The sequence below is a fragment of the Sphingomonas sp. genome (assembly GCF_964263785.1).
Classification (GTDB): domain Bacteria; phylum Pseudomonadota; class Alphaproteobacteria; order Sphingomonadales; family Sphingomonadaceae; genus Sphingomonas.
On sequence record NZ_CAXVWL010000071.1, the window covers coordinates 1 to 22,318 of the forward strand.

Consider the following 22,318-nt stretch of genomic DNA (forward strand, 5'->3'; position numbering starts at 1 on the left):
GCCGACTTCATCGGCGACGACAATGTCGCGCTGGTGCTGGGCGACAACATCTTCTTCGGCGCCGGCCTGCCCGAGCTGCTCGCCAGCGCGGTGGAACGGACGAGCGGCGCGACCGTGTTCAGCTACCGCGTCGAGGATCCCGAGCGCTACGGCGTGGTCGAGCTCGCCGAGGACGGCCGCGCGCTCAGCCTCGAGGAGAAGCCGGCGCAGCCCAGATCGAACTGCGCGGTGACCGGCCTCTACTTCTACGACAACCGCGTCGTCGACTACGCGCGCAACCTCCAGCCCTCGGCGCGCGGCGAGCTGGAGATCACCGATCTCAACCGCCTGTACATGGAGGCGGGCGACCTGTTCGTCGAGCAGATGGGCCGCGGCTACGCCTGGCTCGACACCGGCACGCACGACAGCCTGCTGGAGGCCTCCGAGTTCGTCCGCACGCTCCAGCACCGCCAGGGCATCCAGATCGCCTGCCTGGAGGAGATCGCCTACGAACAGGGCTTCATCTCCGCCGACCAAGCCCGCGCGAGGGGCGAGATGTTCAAGAAGACCGCGTACGGGCGCGCAATCCTGCAGGCGGTTGGCACGTCCTAGCGGGAACCGCGCATGCCGAGTGAACCATCGGCATCTTCCGGCTTGGAGCGTGGACGACCGGAGTGGAGATGGCGTAGGACCGATCTCATGAGATCGACAGTAGCGTTCAGCGCCCTCATCGTGCTCGGAACTCCAGTCGCGGGCCAGACCCGAACGGCGGCGGACACCGTCACCGCTTATGGTACCCGATTGAACGCCGAGACGCAGCCTTCCGGCATCAACACCCGACGCGTAAACAACCGCATCGCCGGTCGCATCGATGGCCGCCTGGGACTGCGGATCGAGCGGTACCGATTGGAAAGCGCGACCGATCCTACCGCCGCCTATCGCGTGACCCGGACGGATAATAGCAGGGAAGCGCGATCTGAAGTGACGGCCCGGACGATCCCGGCCCCATCACCTTACGCGGATCGACTTGCCGACACCGATGGTCGGGAACGCTCCCCGTCGATGTCACCGCGTTGATGGCGGATGACTGACATGTCGAGGGACAGTGGCACCGCGCCGTTACGGATTGATGGTCCGACCTCGATCACGACCGCCGTCGTCCGCGACATCGTCGTGGCGGCGGGCGGCTCGCTCCGATTGTCAGGGCAGGTACAGGGCGACATCACCGTCCTGCCGGGTGGAGCCCTCATCATGCTGGGCGTGGTCAAGGGAGGTGTCATCAACAAGGGTGGCGACGTGGACGTGTTCGGCTTCGTTGGTCGCATCGAAGATCGCGGCACGACTGACACGATGCTGTCGATGGGCGCGATCGTGGGCGGCAAGCGCGTGCCGCGGCCCATGCCTTTCCGGCGACTTCGCCTCTGAGAACGGCGCGGTGCCGGATATCGCGTCACCGACCGAGATTTTTGGATCGCGCACGCGGCTTGGCAGCCGCTGTGTTTCGTGGGATGCCGCGTTCTCCACTTCCAACCACGGGATCGGCTTTGAACGGTAGACAGGATCTCGCGATCGTTCTCCTGCTGGTCCTGCTGGTCGCGACCGGGACGGCGGTGCTGTACGCTCTCGTCCTATTGCGGGCGAAGAAGAAGCGGATGTTCATGTCGTCCCGCATGCAGCAGAACAGCCCGCACTGGGTATTCGCCGTGCAGGCCAAACTAGACGCCTGGAAGCGCAGGTACGATCCCCTGGACCGTCGTCGCAGCCGTCAGCGGCGGCGACCGCGCTAACGCGCTAACGCGAATGGATAATGCGGCACAGCCGGATCGCCTCCCGCCTCGATCAGCGCGCCGGGCGCAGCTGAACGCGATCGACCTGCCCCGAACTCCCCGACACGGCATCTGAGGGACGCGTCACCAGCGCCAGCAACTGCAGGGGGCAACGGTCGGGAACGGTGAAATGGCCAGCGAAGGCTCCGTTTGCCGACGCCGAATTCGTTACGACGACCCGGCCCAGCTCACGTCCGTCGCGGCAGGTCAACACCCAGTAGGGCCGGGAGCCTTCCGGTTGATCCACGCCCACGCTGTGGCCAGTCAGGTCATACTCGCCCACCGGCAGCATCTGCGCTTGCTGGAGCACCGTACCGCCAACGCTGCCGGGTGCCGTGAACTCAAACAACCCGCCCGCATCGCCGCGCTGGACGGACGACGTGATCCCTCCGTCGTTCACCGGCACCCAATCGAACAGCGACGGCTCCACCCGATCGCCAGCGAAGTTCGGATCACGCGATTGCGACCGTTGCGCGGCAGGACGGACTGACGCGTAATAGGTCCAAGCGTCGTCCAGCGCGTCGTGGGAGATCAGGCGCGAGATTGTCACAGCCTGGGCATGTTCCGAGATCAACAGGCCAGCCGAATGCAGTCCTCGCAGAAGACGCGCGGACGCCCGCGCGTCCGGTCCGCTGCCGGCCACATACTCGACAAAACTGGCGCCCCAAGCGGGCTTGGCGACCAACGTCCGCGTAAGCGACGACGCGATCTGGGGCTCGGCGCTCGCCGCTGCGAGGACGGGAAACAACAGGTCCATCGCACTCCGCGACGTCCGAAGCGCGACATCGTAATGCCTCAGGGCACCGGGTATGTCGTTGCGGGCGACCGCGTTCTCGATCGCCCAGATTTGGGTCCGCACGTCGCGCCGCGACAGCCGCTCGGAATAGCCGAAAAGCGCTCCGACGCGGGAGGCGTCGCCGTCCAGATCGGCCCCCAGCCCGAGCACCACGACCGCCGGGACGGCCGTGGCATCTTGTCGTACCGCCGATCTCGCCAGGGCGTCTGCCGCCCGCTGCTGCCTCGGCGCAACGTCGGCGGTGATCAGCTTGTCGGCGAGAAGCGCGGTGATCCGTCCGTCACCGGATGCCAGTCGATGCGCCCACGCCGGGTCGCGTTCACGTACGGCATAGGCCAGCGTCTGCGAGACGCTGACCCAGCCGACGATCGCCAGGAGGATCGCGATGCCCCCCCTGATGCCCCGGCCATTCGGCGATCGCCGCGCGGAACGTCGAGGATGCAACATTAAGACTGCGACGCCTTGTCCGCGCGACCGTAGCTGTAGCCGTACTCGTATCCGTAACCATAGTTGGCCTTGCGCGCCTCGAACTTGGTCAGCACCCCGCCGATTACGCGCGCATTGGCGCTCGCCAGGCGCCGAAGCGCGGTTTTGACGATGCTCGCCTTGATGCCGTGCGATTCGACCGCGTAGATGACGCCCTCGACGCGGCTGGCGATCAACGGGGCGTCCGCCAGTCCCATGACCGGCGGAGAGTCAATCACCACGTGGTCGTACGTCTCGAGAAGGCGGTTGATGAGGAGCGATAGCCTGGCGCCGGTCAGTAGCTCGGCGGCATTAGGCGGGATTGGCCCGGCCGACATGGCGGTGAAGCCGAGGTCCGCCATCGGGAAGGTTAGTGCTTCGATGTTATCCTGCCCCGACAGGAAATTGCTTAAGCCGTGAGCATGATCGACGCCGCCCAGCTGGTGAATAGAGGGCGATCGCATGTCGCCGTCGACTAGGATGACCTTGCGTTGCGCCCGCGCGAGCGTCGTTGCCAACGCCAACGCGGTCGTCGACTTGCCTTCGGCTGGACGGGTCGATGTGACCGCGAACGAGCGTGGAACCCCGTGTTCGGTGGTAAAGGCGAGATTGGTCTGGATCGCGAGATAGGCGTCGACCATGTCCGACTTGCGATCTTGCAATGCTTCCTTGGGCGTTCCACTCTCGAGCTTCGGAACCGAACCGAGTAACGGCAGGCCCAGACGGCGCTCCACCTCGGCCGGGTCGGCGAACGCCTCGTCGATCTGCTCCAACGCAAAGGCGAGCAGTACACCCAGTCCCAGACCCACCAGGAGCGAGATAATTAGGTTCACCGCGAAGCGCGGGCTGGACGGCTTCTGGGGGACGTCGGCGGGATCGACGACGGCGGCATTGTTGATGCCGACGCCGCCCGCGACGCCGATCTCCTCGAAACGCTTGAGCAGGCCATTGTACAGGGCCCGGTTGGTGTCGACTTCCTGCTGGAAGATATTGTACTGGATGCTGCGTCGACGCAGATCTAGGTAGCTAGTCTTCAGCTGGTCGACCCGCTCCTGGAGCGACCGCTCGCGTTCCCGCGCCTCGCGGAAGTCGGCGAGCAGCGATCCGGACACGCGTCCCTCCTCGCGTGCAATACTTCGATCAAGCTGATCGATCTGCGATTGGATCGCCTGCGCCGCGGGATAGCCGGGTTCGAACTGTGCCATCAGCCGCTGATAGTCGGCGGCCAGTTCCGCCCGCCGCTGCCGCAAGCCGTTGATCGCTTGGTTGCGCAACGCCTCGGTCGAGGCGCCCGCCCGGCCGCTCTGCTCGTAGCGCGCCTCCGCCTGAATGCGATCCGCGATCGCCTGCGACAACGATGCGTTCAGCGCCGCGAGATCGTCGGCTACGATCGACCGTTCCGCCGTCTGACCATCGCCGATCTGCTGCGCCGGCAGGTTGATGATCCGTTGCGCAGACGCGTAGCCCACCAACTGCCGCTGCGACTCGTCCAGCTTCTCCTTCGCCTGCGATAGCTGCCGCTGCAGAAGGTTGCGCCCGTAGGAGGTGGCCTGGACTTTGCGCTCCAGGTTGGTCTGGATAAAGCTGTCCGCCCAGTTGTTGGCGACCTTCGCCGAAAAGCCCGCGTCGGGACTCGTGAAACCGATGTCGACCAGCCGCGACAGGCGCGTCGGCGAAACGACTAGGTTGTCCCTGAGCGTCTCGCCAGCGATGCGGAGGCGGGTCGCCCGGCCGGACGCCGGGTAACGCCCGTTGACCAGCTGGAACGCGGAGTCGTTCTCCGACACGCCGAACAATGCGAAGAACTTCGGATCGTCCACGAGCCGCAGCTGCGTCGCAACCCGCTCGGAAATGGAGCGCGACCTCAGAAGGCCGTACTGCGTCTGATAGAATTCCTGATCGGCGATGTTGGTCTCGCGCTCCACTCCCTGGAAATCGGTGACCTTGTTGGCCTCGCGTGAAATCTCGACCGTCGTCGTTGCCGTGTACTTCGGCGTCATCATCAGCGTCACGATCAAGCCCAGGAGGACGCAGGCGATCGTCGCGCCGAGAATTAGGTAGCGCCAGCGCATCGCGATGCGCAAGTACTGACGGATCGCTGGCACGGTCTCCGCTTCCATCCCGGGAACGTGGGAGAGCGTCGGTCCGGCAAGCGGCACGCCACCACGCATAGTTGATGTGACCAGGTTCATGACGGGGACGGACCTTACTGCAGGATCGCGATGAGAGGAGCCGCGATGATCGGCGACAACGAGACGAAGTCGCGGAACAGACGACGTTGCGGAGAATCGCCTACGACGATCACGTCGTTCGCATAAATCGGCGGGTCGCCGTAGGCGCCGCGCCGGATCGCATCGATGTTGTACAACCCGGCCATCTTGCGGTCGTTGACGGTGCGCAGGATTACAACGTCGTCCTGGCGGGCGAATTCTGATAGACCTTTGGCCGAGGCGATAGCCCGCATCAGCGTCATTTGGTTGGTGACGGGATATAATCCTGGCTCGACGACCTGTCCGTCGATCGTCACCACTTGGCTGACCGAACTTTTGATGTTGATTGTCACTTCCGGGTTGCGGATGTACCGGCCGCGCAACGCCGCCTCGATTGCGCCGGCCAGTTCGGGAGCCGTCTTGCCCCGCGCGTCGATCGTGCCGGCCAGCGGCATAGAGATGCGGCCGCTCGCATCGACTTGCATCTCGCGGCTAAGGTCGGGAACGTTAAAGACATCGACCTGAATCGTATCCAGCGGACCGATCAGCGCGGGCCGGTCGGCCGCGGTCAGGTCCGCCCTACCTGGGGGCGGCAAGGTACTGTCCTGCACGACCGTTAGGTCGCCGTTCGACCGCAAGGGTTCCCGTTCAGCACATCCCGACATCACCGTTGCGAGAAGAACAACAAGGCAGAATTTTCGCATACGCGTGACGGGTTCCGAGCTGACGGGGATCGTGCCGCCTATAGATACTGACCATTCCGGGGTAAAGCGCGGCTCCCGCGGCTTCCCGACTCGCTCAACCACATGGCGGCGATGACGATGGTCGCCATCATTAGCGGCGTTCGAGCAGGATAGTCGAAGGCGCTCGCTAGGATGACGAAGAGCAGGATCGCCGATCCCAGCTTGGGCAATGCGTGGTGGACGCCCGCCCCCGCCCGCCAGGCACGCACGCTGGCCGCAGCCCACCAGACGAGCGCGGCCACCAGCAGCAGCAGCCCAGGCAGCCCCGCATCGAGCACCACTTCGATCAGATCGTTGTGCGCGTGGTTGAAATAGGTGGGCTTGAGCAGCCCGAACGGCTCGTTGATCCGGAACAGCGGATCAAACCCTCCTAGGCCGGAACCCCATGGCCAATATTCTCGGACCATGGCCAGGACCGTCGGCAGTCCCCGGCTGCGCATGTCCTGTTCGGCATCGACCGCGATCGCACGCTGGATCGAGATCGCCCGATCGGCGGCGATGCTAATCAGCACCAACACTCCGATCGCGATGACAATCGCCGCGATCAGCGCGGGAAAGACCCAGCGCGGGTAGCGCCGCAACGTCCGGCGAATTCCCTGCTGCACCAGCAGCAAGCCGGTGCCGAGCGCCAGTATCCCGATCGCCATGCCGGCTCGCGATCCGCTCGCCAGGATGGTCAGGGTGAACAGAAGAATGAGACCGACGCTGACGGGAGCGCGCCACCCCGGCCTGCGGTCTTCGACGAAGGCCCATACCGGCGCGAGCAGACAGCCGACGGCGACGAACAGCGCGAAATGGTTGCGGTTCGCAAAGGTGCCGCTGACCTCGCCCACGGTGTCGTTGATGAGCAGGTTGTCGAACCCGGCGCCCGAAAACTGCAGGAGGCCGACGAGCGTGGAGGCGACCACCAGGCCGAGCATGATCCCCACCAGCCGGGGCCGCTCCTGCGGCTCAAGCCCGATCAGTAGCACCAGCATCGCGACGGGAACGACCAACGAGCCGGCAGCATTGATCGCGGCTCCCGGCACGATCGCCAGAGGCCGCCATGGCTGCGGCTGGCCGCTCAGGTCGGCGGCCTGTGCGAACAGCGCGCGGCCGGGCAGCGCCTGCCACAGTTCGGGCGGCAGCGGTACCAGCTGCAGCAGGGCGAGCAGGATGCTCGCGCCGATGAGGAGCGCGATAGGTCGAGCGCTATCCAGCGTCGCCCGCGGCTGCGCGAGCGCCACGACGATCAACATCGTCCAAGAGGCAGCGCGCACCACGACCTGCCCCAACGCGTCGGCGCGCGAAGCGCCGCCCGCGAGCCAGAGAACCAGGAGGTACAGGCAAGCGAGGATCAGCGGGAAGCTGGTCCTTGCCCGAAGACCGAGAGGTGAGCGCATGTCCGTGGCTTCTTTCCCGTGACCGGCGTCAGCGCCTCTCGGGACCCAACGGCACGTCGCCGACATCAGTGCGATCCCACTGATCAAAATCAGGCAGCACCGGCCCGGGCTGGACCTGCGCCGGATCGAACTGCCAGGGATGGACCTGATGCGGCTTCAGGATGTCGTAATATTCCTGCTCGTCCATCTTCAGGTTGCTTAGGAACCAGTCCATCGAGGCAGGGCGCTTGCCGTCGTACTGGTATTCGATCTCCGCGGCTTCCTCGCGGGTCTTGCGTCCGTTGCGAATATCGATCGACAGCAGGTGGTTGGCCCGACCGTAGCCGCGCTTCACGAACTTTGAATAGTCACGCATGCCTTGGAACTTGCATTCGATTTTCTCGTAATCGAATTCAGGCGGAACGCCTTCGACTTGCTGCCCCTTCCATCCCAGCTCGTCCTTGATGAGTCGGACGTTCGCCTTGGTATCCCACTCGATGTAATTGCCCAGGCAGATCGATCGGACCTTGAGCCGAATCAGATCCTTACGCTTGGGATAATCGAACATCCACAAGTCGCGACGCTCCACGCGTCCCTGCAGGAACTCGAACATGTCGTCGGCGGTGATCCCTTGGTTCATCAGCCGGTTGAAGCGCTTTTCGTCGACCTCCTCCATCTCCTCGAAGGTGTACCAGCTATGGTACTCGGCAGTACTTTCGCCCCAGAACAACAGCGGGGTCTCGAAACGGACCGCCATCTGCATGACCCCGGCATAGATGCCGGTATGGCAATGCCAGCAGAAGTCGCCACGGCGCTTGAACGCCTCAAGCATCGTCTCGCGCACAACGTGCCAGTTGGGCGTAAACTCGACCACGTCGCAGCCGAGCTGCTTGAAGACCGAAGTATTGTTCTCCTCGACTAACGGGCGGTAACCCCAGTGATTAAACCGCACGACCAGTGGCTTCAGCTTCAGCACCCGAGTGATGTAGTACAACTGGAAGACCGAATCCTTGCCGCCCGAATACGGGACAATGCAGTCGTAAAGTCCTTTGCCCTTATACTCCGCGATCAGTTCCTGGAGCTGCCGGCCACGCTGTTCCCAGTCGATCTTGTCTTTCTTGAACTCGATCTGTCGGCAAACGCTGCACACGCCCGCTTCGTCGAAGGTGATCGTATCCACCGTCTCGGGCGTCAAGCACCGCACGCATTTACGCATCTGAAATCCTTGGGTTCTCGTTGCCGCGTCAGCCGGCCCTTCCCCCGCCGCCCGCCTTGGCTCGGTGCGCCATTAGCGCCTCGACGCAGAGGAAGTCTACCAAGTCATCGACTTCCGCCGCCTTAAACCGGTCGGTGACGTAGCCCAGCGTCCGTGCGTGCGCGAAGCCGCACTCCCGCCGAAGCGCTTCCACGGTCGAGATATAGAGCGTGCCGTCAAGCGCGAAGATCGGCTCCAGATCCTGGCGTCGCGGCAGGTCGCCGAAGCTCTCCGACAGAAGCGGACGGATCACGCCGACATCGTCGCGACGCACTGCGAAGGAAGGATGCGTCGTCTCCATCGGAGCAATCCCGACGACCGCGTCCGCGCACGCGCGCTCCGCCACCAGCTGCTCCAGCGCGGCATCGACGTCCTGCGCTTCGGTGAGCGGCGACGTCGGCTCGAGCAGCACGACATAGTGGTAGTGGTCGCCGTCGGCAGCCAGCGTGTCCACTGCGTGAAGGACGAACCCGATCGATGGTGCCGCGTCGCCGGCGAGGTCCGCAGGTCGCAGGAACGGCGCCTCCGCGCCATGCGCGACCGCGATCGCGGCGTAGCCGGCATCGTCGGTGGAAATGATCGTGCGGTCGACGTAGCGCGAGCCCCGCGCCGCGGCGATCGGCCAAGCCAGCAGCGGCTTGCCGTGCAGCGGCCGCACGTTTTTGCCGGGAAGTCCTTTCGATCCGGCGCGCGCGGGCACGATCGCCAGCACGCGGCGATCAGCGATCACCGGTCGAAACTCAGCGGCTGCAGGGTCACGCGGCGCGCGCGCAGACGTTGCAGGCTTCGGTCAAGGATCTTGGCCGCGGCGAACAGCAGGAGCGGGCTGCGAATATCATTAGCCCGCTGGCCGCGCTTCACCTCGCGATTCTGCCGCAGGACGCTGCGGATCCCGCCCCCGGTCATGCCGCCCTCCCGCATGATGACCCAGATGTCATCGACATGGGCGTCACGCACGTGGAACCGCCCGAAGATACGATTCATGAACTCGACGTCAGCGGCCATTCGGTAGGACAAGTCGAAGCCGCCCGCGCGCTCGTACACGCCGCGGCGCAGGAACAGCGTCGGATGCGCTGGGTGGAAGCCTTGACGGATCAGTCCCGGCGTCATGCGCCGCCCTTTCCAGAACCGCGTGACCTTCGTCACGTCATACTGATCGACGTAGACGAGGTCGGCATGGACGGCGTCCAAATCAGGATTCCCGTCGAATAGGCGCACCATCTGCTCGACGACGCGCGGATGCGCGTAGAAGTCGTCGGAGTTGAGAAAGGCGACGATCTCGCCCGATGCCAGCGCCAGCCCCTTGTTGTAGGCATCGTAGATGCCCTTGTCGGGTTCGGAGACGACGTGCGCGATGCGCGTGCCCGCCCCGACGATCGCCAGCGTATCGTCCTTGGACGCGCCGTCGATCACAATGTGTTCGATGTCGGGATGGGTCTGCACCTCGATCGACCTCACCGTATCGCGGATGGTTCGCGCCGAATTGTACGATGCGGTGAGCAGCGTGACTTTGGTCATACGATCACCGCGCGGAGAGCGGGGGCGCCGCAATCCTTATCCGACAGGATCGGATTGACGATCCCCATGTCCCGTAGAGAATCGAGGATCGAGAAGGCCTGCTCGGAACTCTCGTCATATCCGCCGTCGCAGACATATTCGAATATGGTGTCCTCCAGCGCGTAGAAGCCGTGCGCGTACCGCGCGGCGACGCGGATCCATCCGTCGCCGGGTCCGATCTCGCGATGGTGCAGGGTGCGGGCGGAGTCGTCCAGCGACACCAGAAAGTCGATGATCCTGCCGGAGGCGACGCGGATGATCTTAGTCTGCGGCGACGGGGCGGCTTGCGCGTGGAGCCCCCGAAACACGCCCGCGCGGCTGAACGACCGTTTCAGCACGGTATTCGGCGTCTCGTACAGCACCTGGAGCCAGCCGCGCGCGTCCTCGATGCGCGGCGCCTCGCCCTCGAGCAGCGGGAAAACGGCGTTGCTCACCAGGTGACGCCCTTCACCATCGCCTGCTTGCGCGCGGCGAGCAGGTCCGCCTCCATCATCTCGTCGACCATCGCGGCGAAGCTGATCTCCGGCGACCAGCCGAGTTCCGCCTTGGCCTTGCCGGCGTCGCCCAGCAGCGTCTCCACCTCGGCCGGGCGGAAGTAATGCGGGTCAACGCGGACGACCGTCTGGCCGACCCGCATCGCCGGGCAGCGCTGCGCCTGCGCGCCGTCGGCGATCGCGGCGATGACGCCGCGCTCCTCGACTCCCTCGCCCTCCCAGCGAAGCGTCACGCCGATCCGATCGGCCGCCTGGTCGACGAACTCCCGCACGCTGTACTGCACGCCCGTGGCAATCACGTAATCGCGGGGCGCGTCCTGCTGGAGCATCATCCACTGCATCCGGACATAGTCCTTGGCGTGTCCCCAGTCCCGCCGCGCGTCCATGTTGCCCAGGTAGAGGCACTCGGCCGCGCCTTGCGCGATGTCGGCCAGCCCGCGCGTGATCTTGCGCGTGACGAAGGTCTCCCCGCGCCGCTCCGATTCATGGTTGAACAGGATGCCGTTGCACGCGAACAGGCCGTAGGCTTCGCGGTAGTTGACCACGATCCAGTAGGCGTAGAGCTTCGCCACGGCGTAGGGACTGCGCGGATAGAACGGGGTCGTCTCGCGCTGGGGCGTCTCCTGGACCAGGCCGTAGAGCTCGGACGTCGACGCCTGGTAGAAGCGCGTCTTCTTCTCCAATCCCAAGAAGCGGATCGCCTCCAGCATCCTCAACGTTCCGATGCCATCGACGTCGGCGGTGTATTCGGGCGCCTCGAAGCTGACCGCCACATGGCTCTGCGCGCCGAGATTGTAGATCTCATCGGGCTGGGTCTGGTGGATGATGCGCACCAGGTTGCTGGTGTCGGTCAGGTCGCCGTAATGCATCATGAACCGCACGTCGGTCGCGTGCGGATCCTGATAGATGTGGTCGACGCGATCGGTGTTGAACAGGCTCGAGCGGCGCTTGATGCCGTGAACCGTATATCCCTTCTCGAGCAGAAATTCGGCCAGGTACGATCCGTCCTGGCCGGTGATCCCGGTGATCAAGGCTGTTTTGCCGCTCATGTTCCTGTGCCTATGTGTATGCGGGATCGCTACGATAGGGGCGGTCGCGCCTCGATACCCCATCGGTGCATCGATGAAATCACCTGGGCGGTTGGCCGAACGGCCTGAGAAAATCAACCATCGTCCCGCCGGCGCACCGCCCCGCTCGCCGTCGCGGCTCCCGGGTATGTGACGTCGCTTCCAAGCCGTCGCGGTCTGCGCTACCGGCCTCGGCCATGACCATCGCGATTATCGACTATGGCATGGGCAACGTTCGCTCGCTGTCGAACGCCCTCGAATTCGTGGGATCGGACGTCGTCCTGTCGAAGGATCCCGGCGAACTGGCGGAAGCGGATCGGTTGCTGCTGCCAGGCGTGGGCGCGTTCGGCGACGCCATGGCGGCGATCAACGCCAGCGGCCTGCGTCCGGTGCTCGACCGCCTAGCCATGGAGGAGAGGAAACCCGTCCTCGGCGTGTGCCTCGGCATGCAGCTATTCGCGCGCAGGAGCTACGAGCACGGCGAGCACGAGGGGCTCGGCTGGCTGGATGCGGAAGTGGTGCCGTTGAAGGTGGCCCCGCCCGCCAAGGTGCCGCACGTTGGCTGGAACGCGGTCAGCTTCTCGGGTTCCAACGCCTGGCTGTTCGACGGACTGCCGGACGGGGAAAGCGATTACTATTTCGTCCACTCGTTCCACATGGTCTGCGCCGATCCCGAGGACCGGATCGCTACCTGCGACCACGGCGGCCCGGTGACGGCCGCCGTCGGGCGCGACAACCTGATTGCGGCGCAGTTCCACCCCGAGAAGAGCCAGGACAACGGCCTCCAGCTGCTGACCAACTGGGTGGAGCACCGATTCTAGATGCTCAAGAAGCGCATCATCCCTAAGTTCCTGATCCGCGGTGGTCGGCTGGTCAAGCTGCGCCGCTTCGACGCCGACCAGCGCGAGGCGGGCAATCCGGTTTCCACCGCCAAGGTGTACGACAGCTACGGCATTGACGAGCTCATCATCGTCGACATAGACGCGACCGGCGAGGATCGCGTCGTCGCCTCCCCAATAATCGAGCGCGTCGCGGAAGAGGTCTTCATCCCCTTCACCGTGGGTGGCGGCGTCCGCAGTCTCGAAGAGATCGAGGCGCTGCTGAAGGCAGGCGCCGACAAGGTGAGCATAAATTCCGCCGCGGTCGCCGATCCCGGGTTCGTCACCCGTGCCGCCAGCCGCTTCGGCGACCAATGCATCGTCGCCTCCGTCGATTACCGGGAGGAGGCCGGCGCAAAGAAGGTCTTCGCGCGCGGCGGTCACCGGGCGACCGGCATGGACGCATCCGAGTGGGCGCTCAGGATGCAGGACGCGCACGCTGGCGAAATCCTGCTCACCTCGATCGATCGAGACGGCATGATGAACGGCTACGACCTGGACCTGATCGCGACGCTGGCGGACAAGCTAGACGTGCCGCTGATCGCGTCGTCGGGCGCTGGGAGCCTCGCCGACTGCAAAGCGGCGCTCGACGCGGGCGCCTCGGCGATCACCATCTCGTCGATGTTCATCTTCACCGATCACTCGCCGATCAAGGTACGCACCTATCTGAACACCAACGGCGTGCCGGTCAGGAGTCAGAAGGGTAGCCGATCATGATCGCGCGGATGCGCGCGTCGCTCGCGCCCGAGGCGTTGGCGGCGTTGGCGGCGCGACAGTGCGATAACCTGATCCCTGACGGCGAGAAGCTGTCGCCCGATGCGCTGATGCAGGCGGTGCCGCACGCGCTCGCCCGCCTGGAGCACTGCTTCCAGGCCGTCGATAACAAATATTTCTTCGACGGCACCGACGCGGTCTTCGATCACCTTCACGGTGATCAGTATTGCATGTGGCTCTATCTGCTCGCCAACGAGTTGCACCGCCAGCGCGGCGTTACTTCCGCTTGCTCCAAGCTGTTCCTGTTGAACAAGGCGCTGCACGGCTGCGACATCTACTACGAGGTCGAGCTGCCCAGCATCTTCCTGCTCGTTCATCCGCTCGGGACGGTGCTGGGTCGCGGCGTCTACTCGGATTATTTCGTCAGCTACCAGCGCGTCGGCGTGGGATCGAACCATGACGTCTATCCCTGCTTCGGCCGACACGTGACGCTCCGGCCGGGTGCGGCGGTGCTCGGCGCCGCGACGATCGGCGAGATGTGCCAGATCGCGACCGAGAGCCTGGTGCTCGACCGCGACGTGCCGGCGCACAGCCTGTACATCGGCAATCCCAAGACGGCAGTGGTGCGGCCAAACCGCGCCCCCTATCCGCTGTGGCGGCAGTGAGGTAGCGGACGGGCATGGCCACCAGACTTTCCAACGCCCAGAACGATTTCGCCGATCTGCGCCGACGACTGCACCGCACGATCCCGGGCGGCGCGCACACCTACTCGCGCGGCGACGACCAGTTTCCCGCGATCGCGCCTCCCATGCTCGACCGGGGCAAGGGCGCCTATGTATGGGATACGCAGGGCAATCGCTTACTCGACTATGGGATGGCGCTCCGCGCGGTCACCATCGGCTACGCCGACGATCGCGTGAACGCGGCCGCGATCGCCGAGATTGAGAAGGGCGTGAACCTCACCCGCGCCTCCACCGTTGAACTCGAGGCCGCCGAGCGGGTCTGCGACCTGATCCCCTCGGCCGAGATGGTGAAGTTTGCCAAGAACGGCTCCAACGTCACCACTGCCGCGGTCAAGATCGCAAGGGCCTACACTCGACGGCGCTTCGTCTGCGTGCCGCGCCAGCATCCGTTCTTCTCGTTCGACGATTGGTTCATCGGCACGACCGCGCTGCAGCGCGGCGTCGATGCGCCGCAGACTAGCTCGACGCTGGTCTTCGACTACAACGATTTCGCCAGCCTTTCCCGCCTGTTCGACGAGCATCCCGGCGAGATCGCAGCGGTGATGATGGAGCCCGCCACGCACATCACGCCGCAGGGCTCCGGCGATCCGGAAGCGTGGCCGCACGGCACCCATCAGGCCGGCTTCCTGGGACAGGTACGCGACCTGTGCACGCGCGAGGGCGCGCTGTTCATCCTGGACGAGATGATTACCGGCTTTCGCTGGCACCTGCGCGGTGCGCAAACCTTCTTCGAGGTCGAACCCGACCTGTCGACGTTCGGAAAGGCAATGGCCAACGGCTTCAGCCTGGCCGCCGTGACCGGCAAACGCGAGTTCATGCGGGTGGGCTCGATCGACGAGCCGGGAATGGAGCGTACCTTCCTCCTTTCTTCCACGCACGGCGGCGAGATGCCGGCGCTGGGCGCGTTCCTGGCGGCGTCCCGCATCAACGAGGAGGAGGATGTCGCCGGCCACCTGTGGAACTATGGCACCAGATTGCGTGACGGATGGGCGGAGGTGGCCAGGCGGCACGGCCTGGGGAATTATCTGATGGTAGAGGGGCCGGCGGTGGCGCCGAACCTCGTCGCGCGCGACGAGGCCGGTACCCCCTCGCCCCCGATGCGGACGCTGTTCGCGCAGGAGATGCTCAGGCGCGGCGTGATGATGCCGTGGATCGCGTTCAGCCGGGCTCACGGCGACGCCGAGCTCGACCTGACGCTCGACGCGCTCGACGGCTCGATGGCGGTCTACGCGCAGGCACTGGCCGATGGGCCGGAAACGCTGCTTGAGGGACCGGCCGTGAAGCCGGTATTCCGACCGCACAACTAATGAGCGACCCCACTCGCCTCGATGGCCAAGTGGCGCTGGTCACCGGCGGCGCCGGCATTTTGGGCGCCAAGTTCTGCGCCGGTCTGGCAGCACGCGGCGCGGCGGTGGCCGTGGTCGACCTGTCCGCGGACACTGCGGGCGCGATCGCGGCCGCCATCGACGGCCGGGTCGAGGGTTTTGCCTGCGACGTGTCCGACGCGAACTCCGTCCGGGACTGCGTCGACGCGGTCGCGGACCGTTTCGGCGGTATCGACATCCTGCTCAACAACGCCGCCACCAAGACTGCCGACCCGCGCGCTTTCTTCGCTCCGTTTGAGGATTACCCCATCGCGACCTGGCGGGAGGTGATGTCAGTCAACATCGACGGCATGTTCCTGATGGCTCAGGCGGCGGGCCGAGTGATGGTCGCCGGCGGGCGCGGCGGCAGCGTCATCCAGACCTCGTCGATCTACGGCCTAGTCGGCCCGGATGCGCGAATTTACGAGGGATCGGACTATCTCGGCGGCTCGATCAACACGCCCGCGGTCTACTCCGCCTCGAAGGCGGCAGTGATCGGCCTAACTCGGTGGTTGGCGACACATTGGGCGAAGGACGACATCCGCGTCAACGCGCTGGTACCCGGCGGGGTCGGCTCGGGACAGAACGGCGTATTCGGCGATCTCTACGCCAAGCGGGTGCCGATGGGTCGGATGGCGACCGCGGACGAGATCGTCGGCCCGATGCTGTTCCTGGCATCGCCCGCCGCCCGCTACGTCACGGGCCAAGTGCTGGCCGCTGATGGCGGCTGGACGGCCTGGTAGATCCCACCGACATCCCATGTACCTCGTCGCGATCAAGCTGATCGAAATCTTCGCGCGTGCCGGTTTCGTTGCCGGGATCACCTATTCGCTGGGCTTGTCGGCGGCGGGCCAGTTCGGCCTCGTTGTGACGCTGATCGGGCTGTTCGCGCTCGGCTTCGGGTGGGAAAGGCACATAGACATCCAGCGCCGCATGGCGGGAGAGCCGGAGCCGACGTTCGATGGGATGGTGGCGGCTACGGTGCCCTTCTGGGGCTTCAACTACACGCTGATGCTGCCCGCCTTCCTGCTGATTGCAGCGTTTATGGCCAAGCTGAACGCGTTGCAGCTCCTGCTCGCGGCGAGCGTCGTCGTCGCCGAGCACATCGCTAATCAGGCCTATCAGATGTCGCTGATCGACCGGCGCTACCGCAGGCTGGTTAACCTCGTCGCGATCAAGAATTTGGCGGTGCTCGCCGTCGCGCTGCCGGACATGCTGTTCGCCTCCAGCCGGCTGACGTTGAACTTCGTACTATCCGCCTGGGCGATCGCCTCGGTGATCTCGACGGTCGCGATCGTCGTCGGCTGGCAGCGGATCAGGAAGGATACACGGCCGGCCTCGCGCCTCGCGTGGCGAGGGCACATCAGGGGGCAACACCGGGCGTCCTTCACCCATTTCCGTATTGGGGTGGTCGCGTTCCTGATGCTGCAGTACGATCGTTTGGCGGTCGGCACCTTCGCCGGGCTCGCCGACGCCGGCATCTATTTCCGTCACGTGCTACTGATCTTCTTCGGCTATCAGCTCTACACCGTCGCCTCGTTCAACCGTATTACGCCGGCAATCTTCCGAGTAGCCAAGGTCGAGCCCGTCGCGTCGCTTGTCCGCCGACTGCGTCGCGAGTATCTGGTACTGCTGTCGCTTGCCGTCGGTGCCGCAGTAGCCAGTATCGCGCTCGACCTAGCGCTCGACCGCGCGATCTCGACCAAATATCATCTCGACTACTTACTGGCGGCGGTCCTGCTCACCGGCACGATGCTGCGTATCGCGGCTGACTTCGCCGGCATGGTCGTCAATGCTCGCCTGCGCGAGAAGATGCTGGGCAGGGCGCAACTGATCGCCTTTGCCTGCGGTGGTATGATGCTGGCCGGGTCGACGTGGAAATTTGGCATCCTGGGGGCCGCGATCGCCAATGTCGCCACTTCAGCGGTGTACCTGTTCCTCGTGGTGCGTGCGCTACACGCCATTCCCGAATATCCCGAGCCTGGAAGCCCGAAGCCATGACCGCGCGTGCCGGAACCGTCCTGATCTTCTCCATCCACAATTCGGAGCCGTGGTGGCGCGAGGTCGGGCGCAACCTGGGCTACGAGCACGTGCGCCTCGTAACCGATCTGCGCGGCGAGGGCGACGTGTCGGTCGTCGACGGCTTCTACGCCGCCTACCGCCGATTTTATCGTGCCGCAGCGACAGAATCCGTGCTCCTTTCGGCGGACGAGATCGCCGATGTCGTCGCCCGCTGCCGCGTGCTGCGCTGGTATCCAATAAGGCGGGCGGCGGCGATGGCGCTGGCGATGGCCGAGGCGATGGACCGCGTACTGGACGACGAGACGCCGGTCGCGGTGCTCAGCTGGCCCATCGACCGCTACGTCAAGGACGTGCTGGCGCGCATGGCCGCGCGACGCCGCACCCCCTATTTCGAGCTGACGGCGGGACCGGTGCCAGGGACGTCGATGCTGGTGCTGCGCGGGCAGTTGCTGACCCGCGACGACGTGGTGCCCTCAGCGGGCGAGATCGATGCTGCCATTCACGCAATCGCCGATCCGCTCTTCGTTCCCGCCTACATTCCGTCCAAGGCGCGGTACACGCGAAGCCGTTTCCTCAGAACGATCGGCTATTTCGCACTGCGCTCGGTCGCGTTCCAAGCCATTTCGTGGTGGAAGCGCGATCCGCTCAATCTCCACTATATGGACGCGCAGTTCTCGCTTGGCCACAAGCCGCGGCTCAGGGACATCCGCATGCTGCGACTGATCGATCGGGATTGGCGTGAGCGGATGGAGACCTTCCCGAAGGACAGACGTCTGTTCATCGCGCTCCAGCTATTCCCGGAGGCGTCGATCGATTACTGGATACGATCGCTGGAACTGATCGACCACGACGAGATCCTGGTCGCCGCAGCGCAGGCATTCTCCGCGGCCGGCTACGTGATCGTGGTCAAGGACCATCCGCTTCAGTTCGGCTTTCGCCAGATTTCGCTGATCGAGCGGCTGCGCGCGATTCCCAATGTCGTCATTGTGCCCTACGACGTTCCCGGCAACGCGCTGCTGGCCGAGGTGGGCGCCAGCTTCACCGAAACCGGTACGCTGGGAATGCAAGCGGCGCTGACCGGTATGAAGTCGATCACGGTTGAGGCCTATTACTACACGCCCGGCGACTACATCCCCTTGCGCGGCAAGGCCGATATCCCCGACCTGCCGGCTCGCCTCGCCGCGACCCCGGCGGTGGACGATCTGCGAGCACGGCAGGAGCGGATCGTCAGCCATCTGCTGAAAGGCAGCTTTCCCGGCGACTTCATGTCATTCCGCGGGTTCGACGCGGCCCGGCCCGACCCGGCAATACGCGCATTCGCCGGACAGCTGGGCACTGAGATCGCGGTTCGCGTCGGCTGACGGGGCATCGTCCTCGCTACCTGGCCATCCAACACGCCTAGAGGGCGACGCCCACCGCCTTGATCTGACCCGGATGGCCAAAATCGTCCCAGACAACGCCGCGCACGTCGTAGCTGCCGGGAATGAGGTGCGGTCCTTCGAAGCGGAACGCGGTGTAAGGGGCGTTGCCGGCCGTCGCACGCACCAGCACGCCGTCGATGGCGACGCCGCGCACCGTGTCGGTTCGAGCGGAGAACTCGCACCCGGTTGTCGCGCGCCGCTGGTCGTTGCTGAAGAGCTGGAGGTTGGTGCCGCGGAACACCGAGACCCCGGTGCATAGCAGATGTCGTCCGACATTGTTTTCGAACGCCGTCGACGTGACCTGGATATTGACGGCGAGGCCCGCTTCGCCCGGGATGAACAGGCCGACATTTCGGTTCTCGGTGAAGGCGCACTGATCCATCGTCAGCATCTGCCCCTTGTACTGCATGCCGCCGCTGCCTGGCGTCGCGCCGCTCGCGGCACCGATGCCGCAATTCTGCACCATGACCCGGCGCAGGCCGAGGAAGGAGATCTCGTTGCGTCCGGGTGCCGCGGCCGCCGCTATCCCCCAGCCGGCGCAATTCTCGATACGCACGTCCTCGATCGTCACCATGTTGGATCCGTCGATATCACCCAACAGGCACGGGATGCTGATCCCGTCGCCGCGCCGGTCGACGATGTACACCTGCCGGATCGACGATTGATAGCAGCCGCGAAAGCGGATCGCCGCTGTCGTGGCCCCGGCGCGCCCGCCCTCGATCGTAAAGCCCTCCAGGTGGATGCCATTGATGGCGCGAAAGCCCGTCTCCGCGTTGGTGCCGCTATCGAAATCTAACAGCGCGCGCGCCCTCGTTCGGTCGTGGAACACCGTCTGGCCGATCCCTGCGCCTACCAGCGTGACGCCGGGTGCGAACCGTCCCGCTATCCTGGGCCGGAACGCAATGGGCGTTGCCACGACGTAGCGGCCGGCGGGAAAGAAGATCGTCCCTCCTCCCGCCAGCCCGGCCGCGATCACCGGACCGCAATCGAAGTCCGACGTGCCCGCCGAGATTGCCTCCCATTCCGTCGACGGAAGCAGGTCGAGGATCGATCGGACGATCCCCGCCGACGCCGCGGCGATCCGCGGGACGCAAGCGCTCCCGGCCGCGAGGGCGAAACCTGCGAGGAACGGTCTGCGGCTTACCGGCAAGGCGAGGGTCTCCAACGATGGGGCGGTAAGGGGCGAACGCGCGCGTCGCTAAAGCGTGCCCGGCTCCGGTCGCCAGTTGAGCCGCTCGCGCGTGGGCCTGACGTCGAGGCGGAAATCGTCCAGGAGCTCGGAGACCATCTCCTGCCGGTTCAGCCCACCCAGCAGCCGCGCGGGCATTATCGCGACCACCGCGCGCAACACCGCCGGCGGAAGCGACACTAGGCGCGCGCGCCGGCCGAGCCGCGCGCCGATCCTCTCGGCAAGCGCACGGGTTGACAGCGGGTCGTCGTCGGTCGCGAAGAAGACGTGGCCCGCGGCCGCGGGGCTGGTCAGGCAGGCCTCGATGATCGCGATCAGATTGTCCGGTGACACGTTGTCTCGGGCATTGTCGCGGATACCCCCGAGCGGAAGCGGCACCCCTCGCCCAATCAGTCGCTCGAATAGGCGCAGGTTGCCTTTCAGGGCCGGCCATATGATCCGTGGCGGACGCACGACCACGACCTCCAGCCTAGTACGATCGGAAATCTCCCAAAGCGCCGCCTCCGCAGCGAGCTTTGACCGGGCGTAGGCGTTGCCGGGCGCCGTTACCCCGTCGGGTGCGATCGGCGCCTTGCCCGACCTGCGGCCCGCCACGGCCGCCGTACTGATCTGGATGAAGCGCCGCACACCCGCGGACGCCGCCTGCTCGGCAAGCGCGCGCGTGCCCCGATGGTTGACCATGTCGAACTCGGCCTCGTCGTCGTCCGGCGCGATCGTGGTCAGCGCCGCGGCATGGACGACATGGCTCACCCCAGTCAGTGCGGCGCCCCAGCTGGTGTCGCCATCGACCGTCCCTACTGCGACAGTGCGAACGTCAGGCGGCAGGCCGGCAACTTGTTCCCGCGCTGCAGCGGTGACCGCGACACCGCCTGCGCGCAGCCGCGCGATCAGGTGTCGCGCCACGGCGCCGCTGGCAGCGGTCACCAACACGCGCGTGACCGGTTCCTGTGACATGCCACCTTCCACTGGGCTGATCTCCTGATTTCCATAGCGTGTCAGATCACAAACACCATGGAATTGCCCCGCGATCGGGCCGTCGTTATGGCCGCGGCTTCACAGCGCGCGGTCCGGATCGGATCGTCACGCCGCAGAAACCGGGAGTTAGCAGGCGATGGCCACCGTTGCCGATTATCGCGTCCAGCCCGCCCCCCACGCCGTCGTGCCGATTGATGCGACGTTCGTATGGCGCAGCGACCTGATCGATTACACCCGTCACGACGCTTATGCCGACTTGGTCAGCGCGGCCGGGTGGAGCCGGAAGATGGCAGCCTTGGCGGGCTACGCGAGCCGGTTCGCTCTCCTCGCCGCCAAACGGGTCGTACATTACGAGATGATCCCAACCGAATATCGCAACGGCAGGTCGCTTCGCGATCGGCTGGGATTCATCGGGGTCGCGGCGCGAAACGCGCTCGGCTTCGTCCGTAAAGCGCCCCGACGCACCGATGCAGCGACCAATCCCGCGATCGGCCAGCTCGATACGCAGGGCATCGCGGTGCTCACCATGCCGCTGGCGCGGGTGACCCAGTTGATGGCGCTCGCGGAACCCTATTTCGAACGGCTGGCGGCACGCCGGGGAGGCACGGCGGCAGGGCGGGCGTTCGAGGAATCGCGTTCGACCACCGATCGCACCTCCTCGCCCGATCTGTTTGCCCTGATCGAGACGATCTTCGACGAATCGGGGCTCAGCATCGCCGCGGCTGACTATCTCGGCCGGCCGGCGCGGCTAATTGACGTGAACCCGCAGATCAACGATCGCTCCGACAGCTTCTGGCGCGACATCTTCGGCGACCTGAGAGGCCGCACACTTCCGAAGACCGCCTATTATCACCGCGATGCGTCGGGCGGCGACCTGAAGGTGATCATCTACTGCTCCGATGTTGGCCCAACGAACGGCCCTTTCAGCTACGCGGTCGGATCGAACAACATGGTCATCTCACGCATCGACGACCTGTTATGTGAGGCCAACGATCACAATGGCTTGGCCGCGACCGACCTCGCCGCGCGGCGCCGGTTCGCCGCGCTTCCGGCCAAGCTTCGACAGAAGGGGTCGTTTGGCAACGACCTGCCCGACGACCAGCCCGAAAGCGCCCGGATCGTAGGCAGCACGTGGCAGATTGTGAGTCCGAAAGGGTCGATCGTCGCCTTCGATACCAAGGGTATCCATCGCGGGGGCATGGTGGAGGAAGGCGAACGGCGCGTCATCACCTGCGTGCTGGGCTGAGATCGACCGACGC

The 22,318-nt window shown here is 65.3% G+C and carries 22 protein-coding genes; 11 read left to right on the top strand and 11 right to left on the bottom strand.

What is annotated here, in order from left to right; genetic code table 11:
• From ACE5C1_RS09555 to ACE5C1_RS09565, 3 genes are all read left to right on the top strand, one after another.
• The coding region (locus ACE5C1_RS09555) for a sugar nucleotidyltransferase (RefSeq protein WP_374943841.1) at window positions 1-591 on the top strand (591 nt) is incomplete at its 5' end.
• Between the two features lie 87 nt (window positions 592-678).
• On the top strand, window positions 679-1,056 hold the full coding sequence (locus ACE5C1_RS09560; RefSeq protein WP_374943842.1) for a hypothetical protein: 378 nt from the start codon (window positions 679-681) through the stop codon (window positions 1,054-1,056).
• 15 nt (window positions 1,057-1,071) lie between these two features.
• Window positions 1,072-1,404, top strand: coding sequence for a hypothetical protein (locus tag ACE5C1_RS09565; protein WP_374943843.1), 333 nt, complete (start codon window positions 1,072-1,074; stop codon window positions 1,402-1,404).
• A 414-nt stretch (window positions 1,405-1,818) separates the two neighbouring features.
• Here the strand turns inward: ACE5C1_RS09565 and ACE5C1_RS09570 are convergent, their stop codons facing one another.
• The 9 genes from ACE5C1_RS09570 to gmd form a co-directional block, all read right to left on the bottom strand.
• A complete protein-coding gene (locus ACE5C1_RS09570; protein WP_374943844.1) occupies window positions 1,819-3,048 on the bottom strand; it encodes a hypothetical protein in 1,230 nt (409 codons plus the stop codon).
• Window positions 3,048-5,258, bottom strand: coding sequence for a GumC family protein (locus ACE5C1_RS09575; protein WP_374943845.1), 2,211 nt, complete (start codon window positions 5,256-5,258; stop codon window positions 3,048-3,050). The genes ACE5C1_RS09570 and ACE5C1_RS09575 overlap by 1 nt, the downstream gene beginning before the upstream one ends.
• Before the next feature lie 14 nt (window positions 5,259-5,272).
• Window positions 5,273-5,887 carry a polysaccharide biosynthesis/export family protein gene (locus ACE5C1_RS09580; protein WP_374943846.1) on the bottom strand — a complete coding sequence of 205 codons (615 nt, stop codon included), beginning with the start codon at window positions 5,885-5,887 and terminating at the stop codon, window positions 5,273-5,275.
• A 131-nt stretch (window positions 5,888-6,018) separates the two neighbouring features.
• Window positions 6,019-7,467: an O-antigen ligase family protein gene (locus ACE5C1_RS09585; protein WP_374943847.1), complete on the bottom strand. Its 1,449-nt coding sequence runs from the start codon at window positions 7,465-7,467 to the stop codon at window positions 6,019-6,021.
• Window positions 7,430-8,596 (bottom strand): N-acetyl sugar amidotransferase, encoded by a 1,167-nt coding sequence (locus ACE5C1_RS09590; protein WP_374943848.1) that lies wholly within the window; start codon window positions 8,594-8,596, stop codon window positions 7,430-7,432. Before ACE5C1_RS09590 ends, ACE5C1_RS09585 begins: the two co-directional genes overlap by 38 nt.
• Before the next feature lie 28 nt (window positions 8,597-8,624).
• Complete coding sequence (locus tag ACE5C1_RS09595) at window positions 8,625-9,365, bottom strand: cytidylyltransferase domain-containing protein (RefSeq protein ID WP_374943849.1); 741 nt, start codon at window positions 9,363-9,365, stop codon at window positions 8,625-8,627.
• Window positions 9,362-10,153 carry a glycosyltransferase family 2 protein gene (locus ACE5C1_RS09600; RefSeq protein WP_374943850.1) on the bottom strand — a complete coding sequence of 264 codons (792 nt, stop codon included), beginning with the start codon at window positions 10,151-10,153 and terminating at the stop codon, window positions 9,362-9,364. The genes ACE5C1_RS09595 and ACE5C1_RS09600 overlap by 4 nt, the downstream gene beginning before the upstream one ends.
• On the bottom strand, window positions 10,150-10,626 hold the full coding sequence (locus ACE5C1_RS09605) for a dTDP-4-dehydrorhamnose 3,5-epimerase family protein (RefSeq protein ID WP_374943851.1): 477 nt from the start codon (window positions 10,624-10,626) through the stop codon (window positions 10,150-10,152). The genes ACE5C1_RS09600 and ACE5C1_RS09605 overlap by 4 nt, the downstream gene beginning before the upstream one ends.
• A complete protein-coding gene (gene gmd / locus ACE5C1_RS09610) occupies window positions 10,623-11,735 on the bottom strand; it encodes a GDP-mannose 4,6-dehydratase (RefSeq protein WP_374943852.1) in 1,113 nt (370 codons plus the stop codon). Before gmd ends, ACE5C1_RS09605 begins: the two co-directional genes overlap by 4 nt.
• 215 nt (window positions 11,736-11,950) lie before the next feature.
• On the opposite strand from gmd, the gene hisH reads away from it, so the two are divergent.
• The 7 genes from hisH to ACE5C1_RS09645 are packed head-to-tail and all read left to right on the top strand — an operon-like array spanning window position 11,951 to window position 18,835.
• On the top strand, window positions 11,951-12,574 hold the full coding sequence (hisH, locus tag ACE5C1_RS09615) for an imidazole glycerol phosphate synthase subunit HisH (protein ID WP_374943853.1): 624 nt from the start codon (window positions 11,951-11,953) through the stop codon (window positions 12,572-12,574).
• Window positions 12,575-13,348 carry an imidazole glycerol phosphate synthase subunit HisF gene (gene hisF / locus ACE5C1_RS09620; protein ID WP_374943854.1) on the top strand — a complete coding sequence of 258 codons (774 nt, stop codon included), beginning with the start codon at window positions 12,575-12,577 and terminating at the stop codon, window positions 13,346-13,348. It abuts the gene before it with no gap.
• Window positions 13,345-14,010 carry a hypothetical protein gene (locus ACE5C1_RS09625; protein WP_374943855.1) on the top strand — a complete coding sequence of 222 codons (666 nt, stop codon included), beginning with the start codon at window positions 13,345-13,347 and terminating at the stop codon, window positions 14,008-14,010. Before hisF ends, ACE5C1_RS09625 begins: the two co-directional genes overlap by 4 nt.
• 14 nt (window positions 14,011-14,024) lie before the next feature.
• Complete coding sequence (locus ACE5C1_RS09630; RefSeq protein ID WP_374943856.1) at window positions 14,025-15,395, top strand: glutamate-1-semialdehyde 2,1-aminomutase; 1,371 nt, start codon at window positions 14,025-14,027, stop codon at window positions 15,393-15,395.
• Window positions 15,395-16,195 (top strand): SDR family oxidoreductase, encoded by an 801-nt coding sequence (locus ACE5C1_RS09635; protein ID WP_374943857.1) that lies wholly within the window; start codon window positions 15,395-15,397, stop codon window positions 16,193-16,195. The genes ACE5C1_RS09630 and ACE5C1_RS09635 overlap by 1 nt, the downstream gene beginning before the upstream one ends.
• Before the next feature lie 16 nt (window positions 16,196-16,211).
• The gene (locus tag ACE5C1_RS09640; RefSeq protein WP_374943858.1) at window positions 16,212-17,453 is read left to right on the top strand and encodes a lipopolysaccharide biosynthesis protein; all 1,242 of its coding nucleotides are present in this window, start codon (window positions 16,212-16,214) and stop codon (window positions 17,451-17,453) included.
• Window positions 17,450-18,835, top strand: coding sequence for a hypothetical protein (locus ACE5C1_RS09645; RefSeq protein WP_374943859.1), 1,386 nt, complete (start codon window positions 17,450-17,452; stop codon window positions 18,833-18,835). Before ACE5C1_RS09640 ends, ACE5C1_RS09645 begins: the two co-directional genes overlap by 4 nt.
• A 37-nt stretch (window positions 18,836-18,872) precedes the next feature.
• Here the strand turns inward: ACE5C1_RS09645 and ACE5C1_RS09650 are convergent, their stop codons facing one another.
• Both ACE5C1_RS09650 and ACE5C1_RS09655 read right to left on the bottom strand, forming a co-directional pair.
• Window positions 18,873-20,060 (bottom strand): right-handed parallel beta-helix repeat-containing protein, encoded by a 1,188-nt coding sequence (locus tag ACE5C1_RS09650; protein WP_374943860.1) that lies wholly within the window; start codon window positions 20,058-20,060, stop codon window positions 18,873-18,875.
• 33 nt (window positions 20,061-20,093) lie between these two features.
• Window positions 20,094-21,038 (bottom strand): NAD-dependent epimerase/dehydratase family protein, encoded by a 945-nt coding sequence (locus ACE5C1_RS09655; protein WP_374943861.1) that lies wholly within the window; start codon window positions 21,036-21,038, stop codon window positions 20,094-20,096.
• Between the two features lie 157 nt (window positions 21,039-21,195).
• Here ACE5C1_RS09655 and ACE5C1_RS09660 point away from each other — a divergent pair, with 157 nt between their 5' ends.
• Window positions 21,196-22,305: a hypothetical protein gene (locus tag ACE5C1_RS09660; protein ID WP_374943862.1), complete on the top strand. Its 1,110-nt coding sequence runs from the start codon at window positions 21,196-21,198 to the stop codon at window positions 22,303-22,305.
• The last annotated feature ends 13 nt before the right edge of the window (window positions 22,306-22,318 follow it).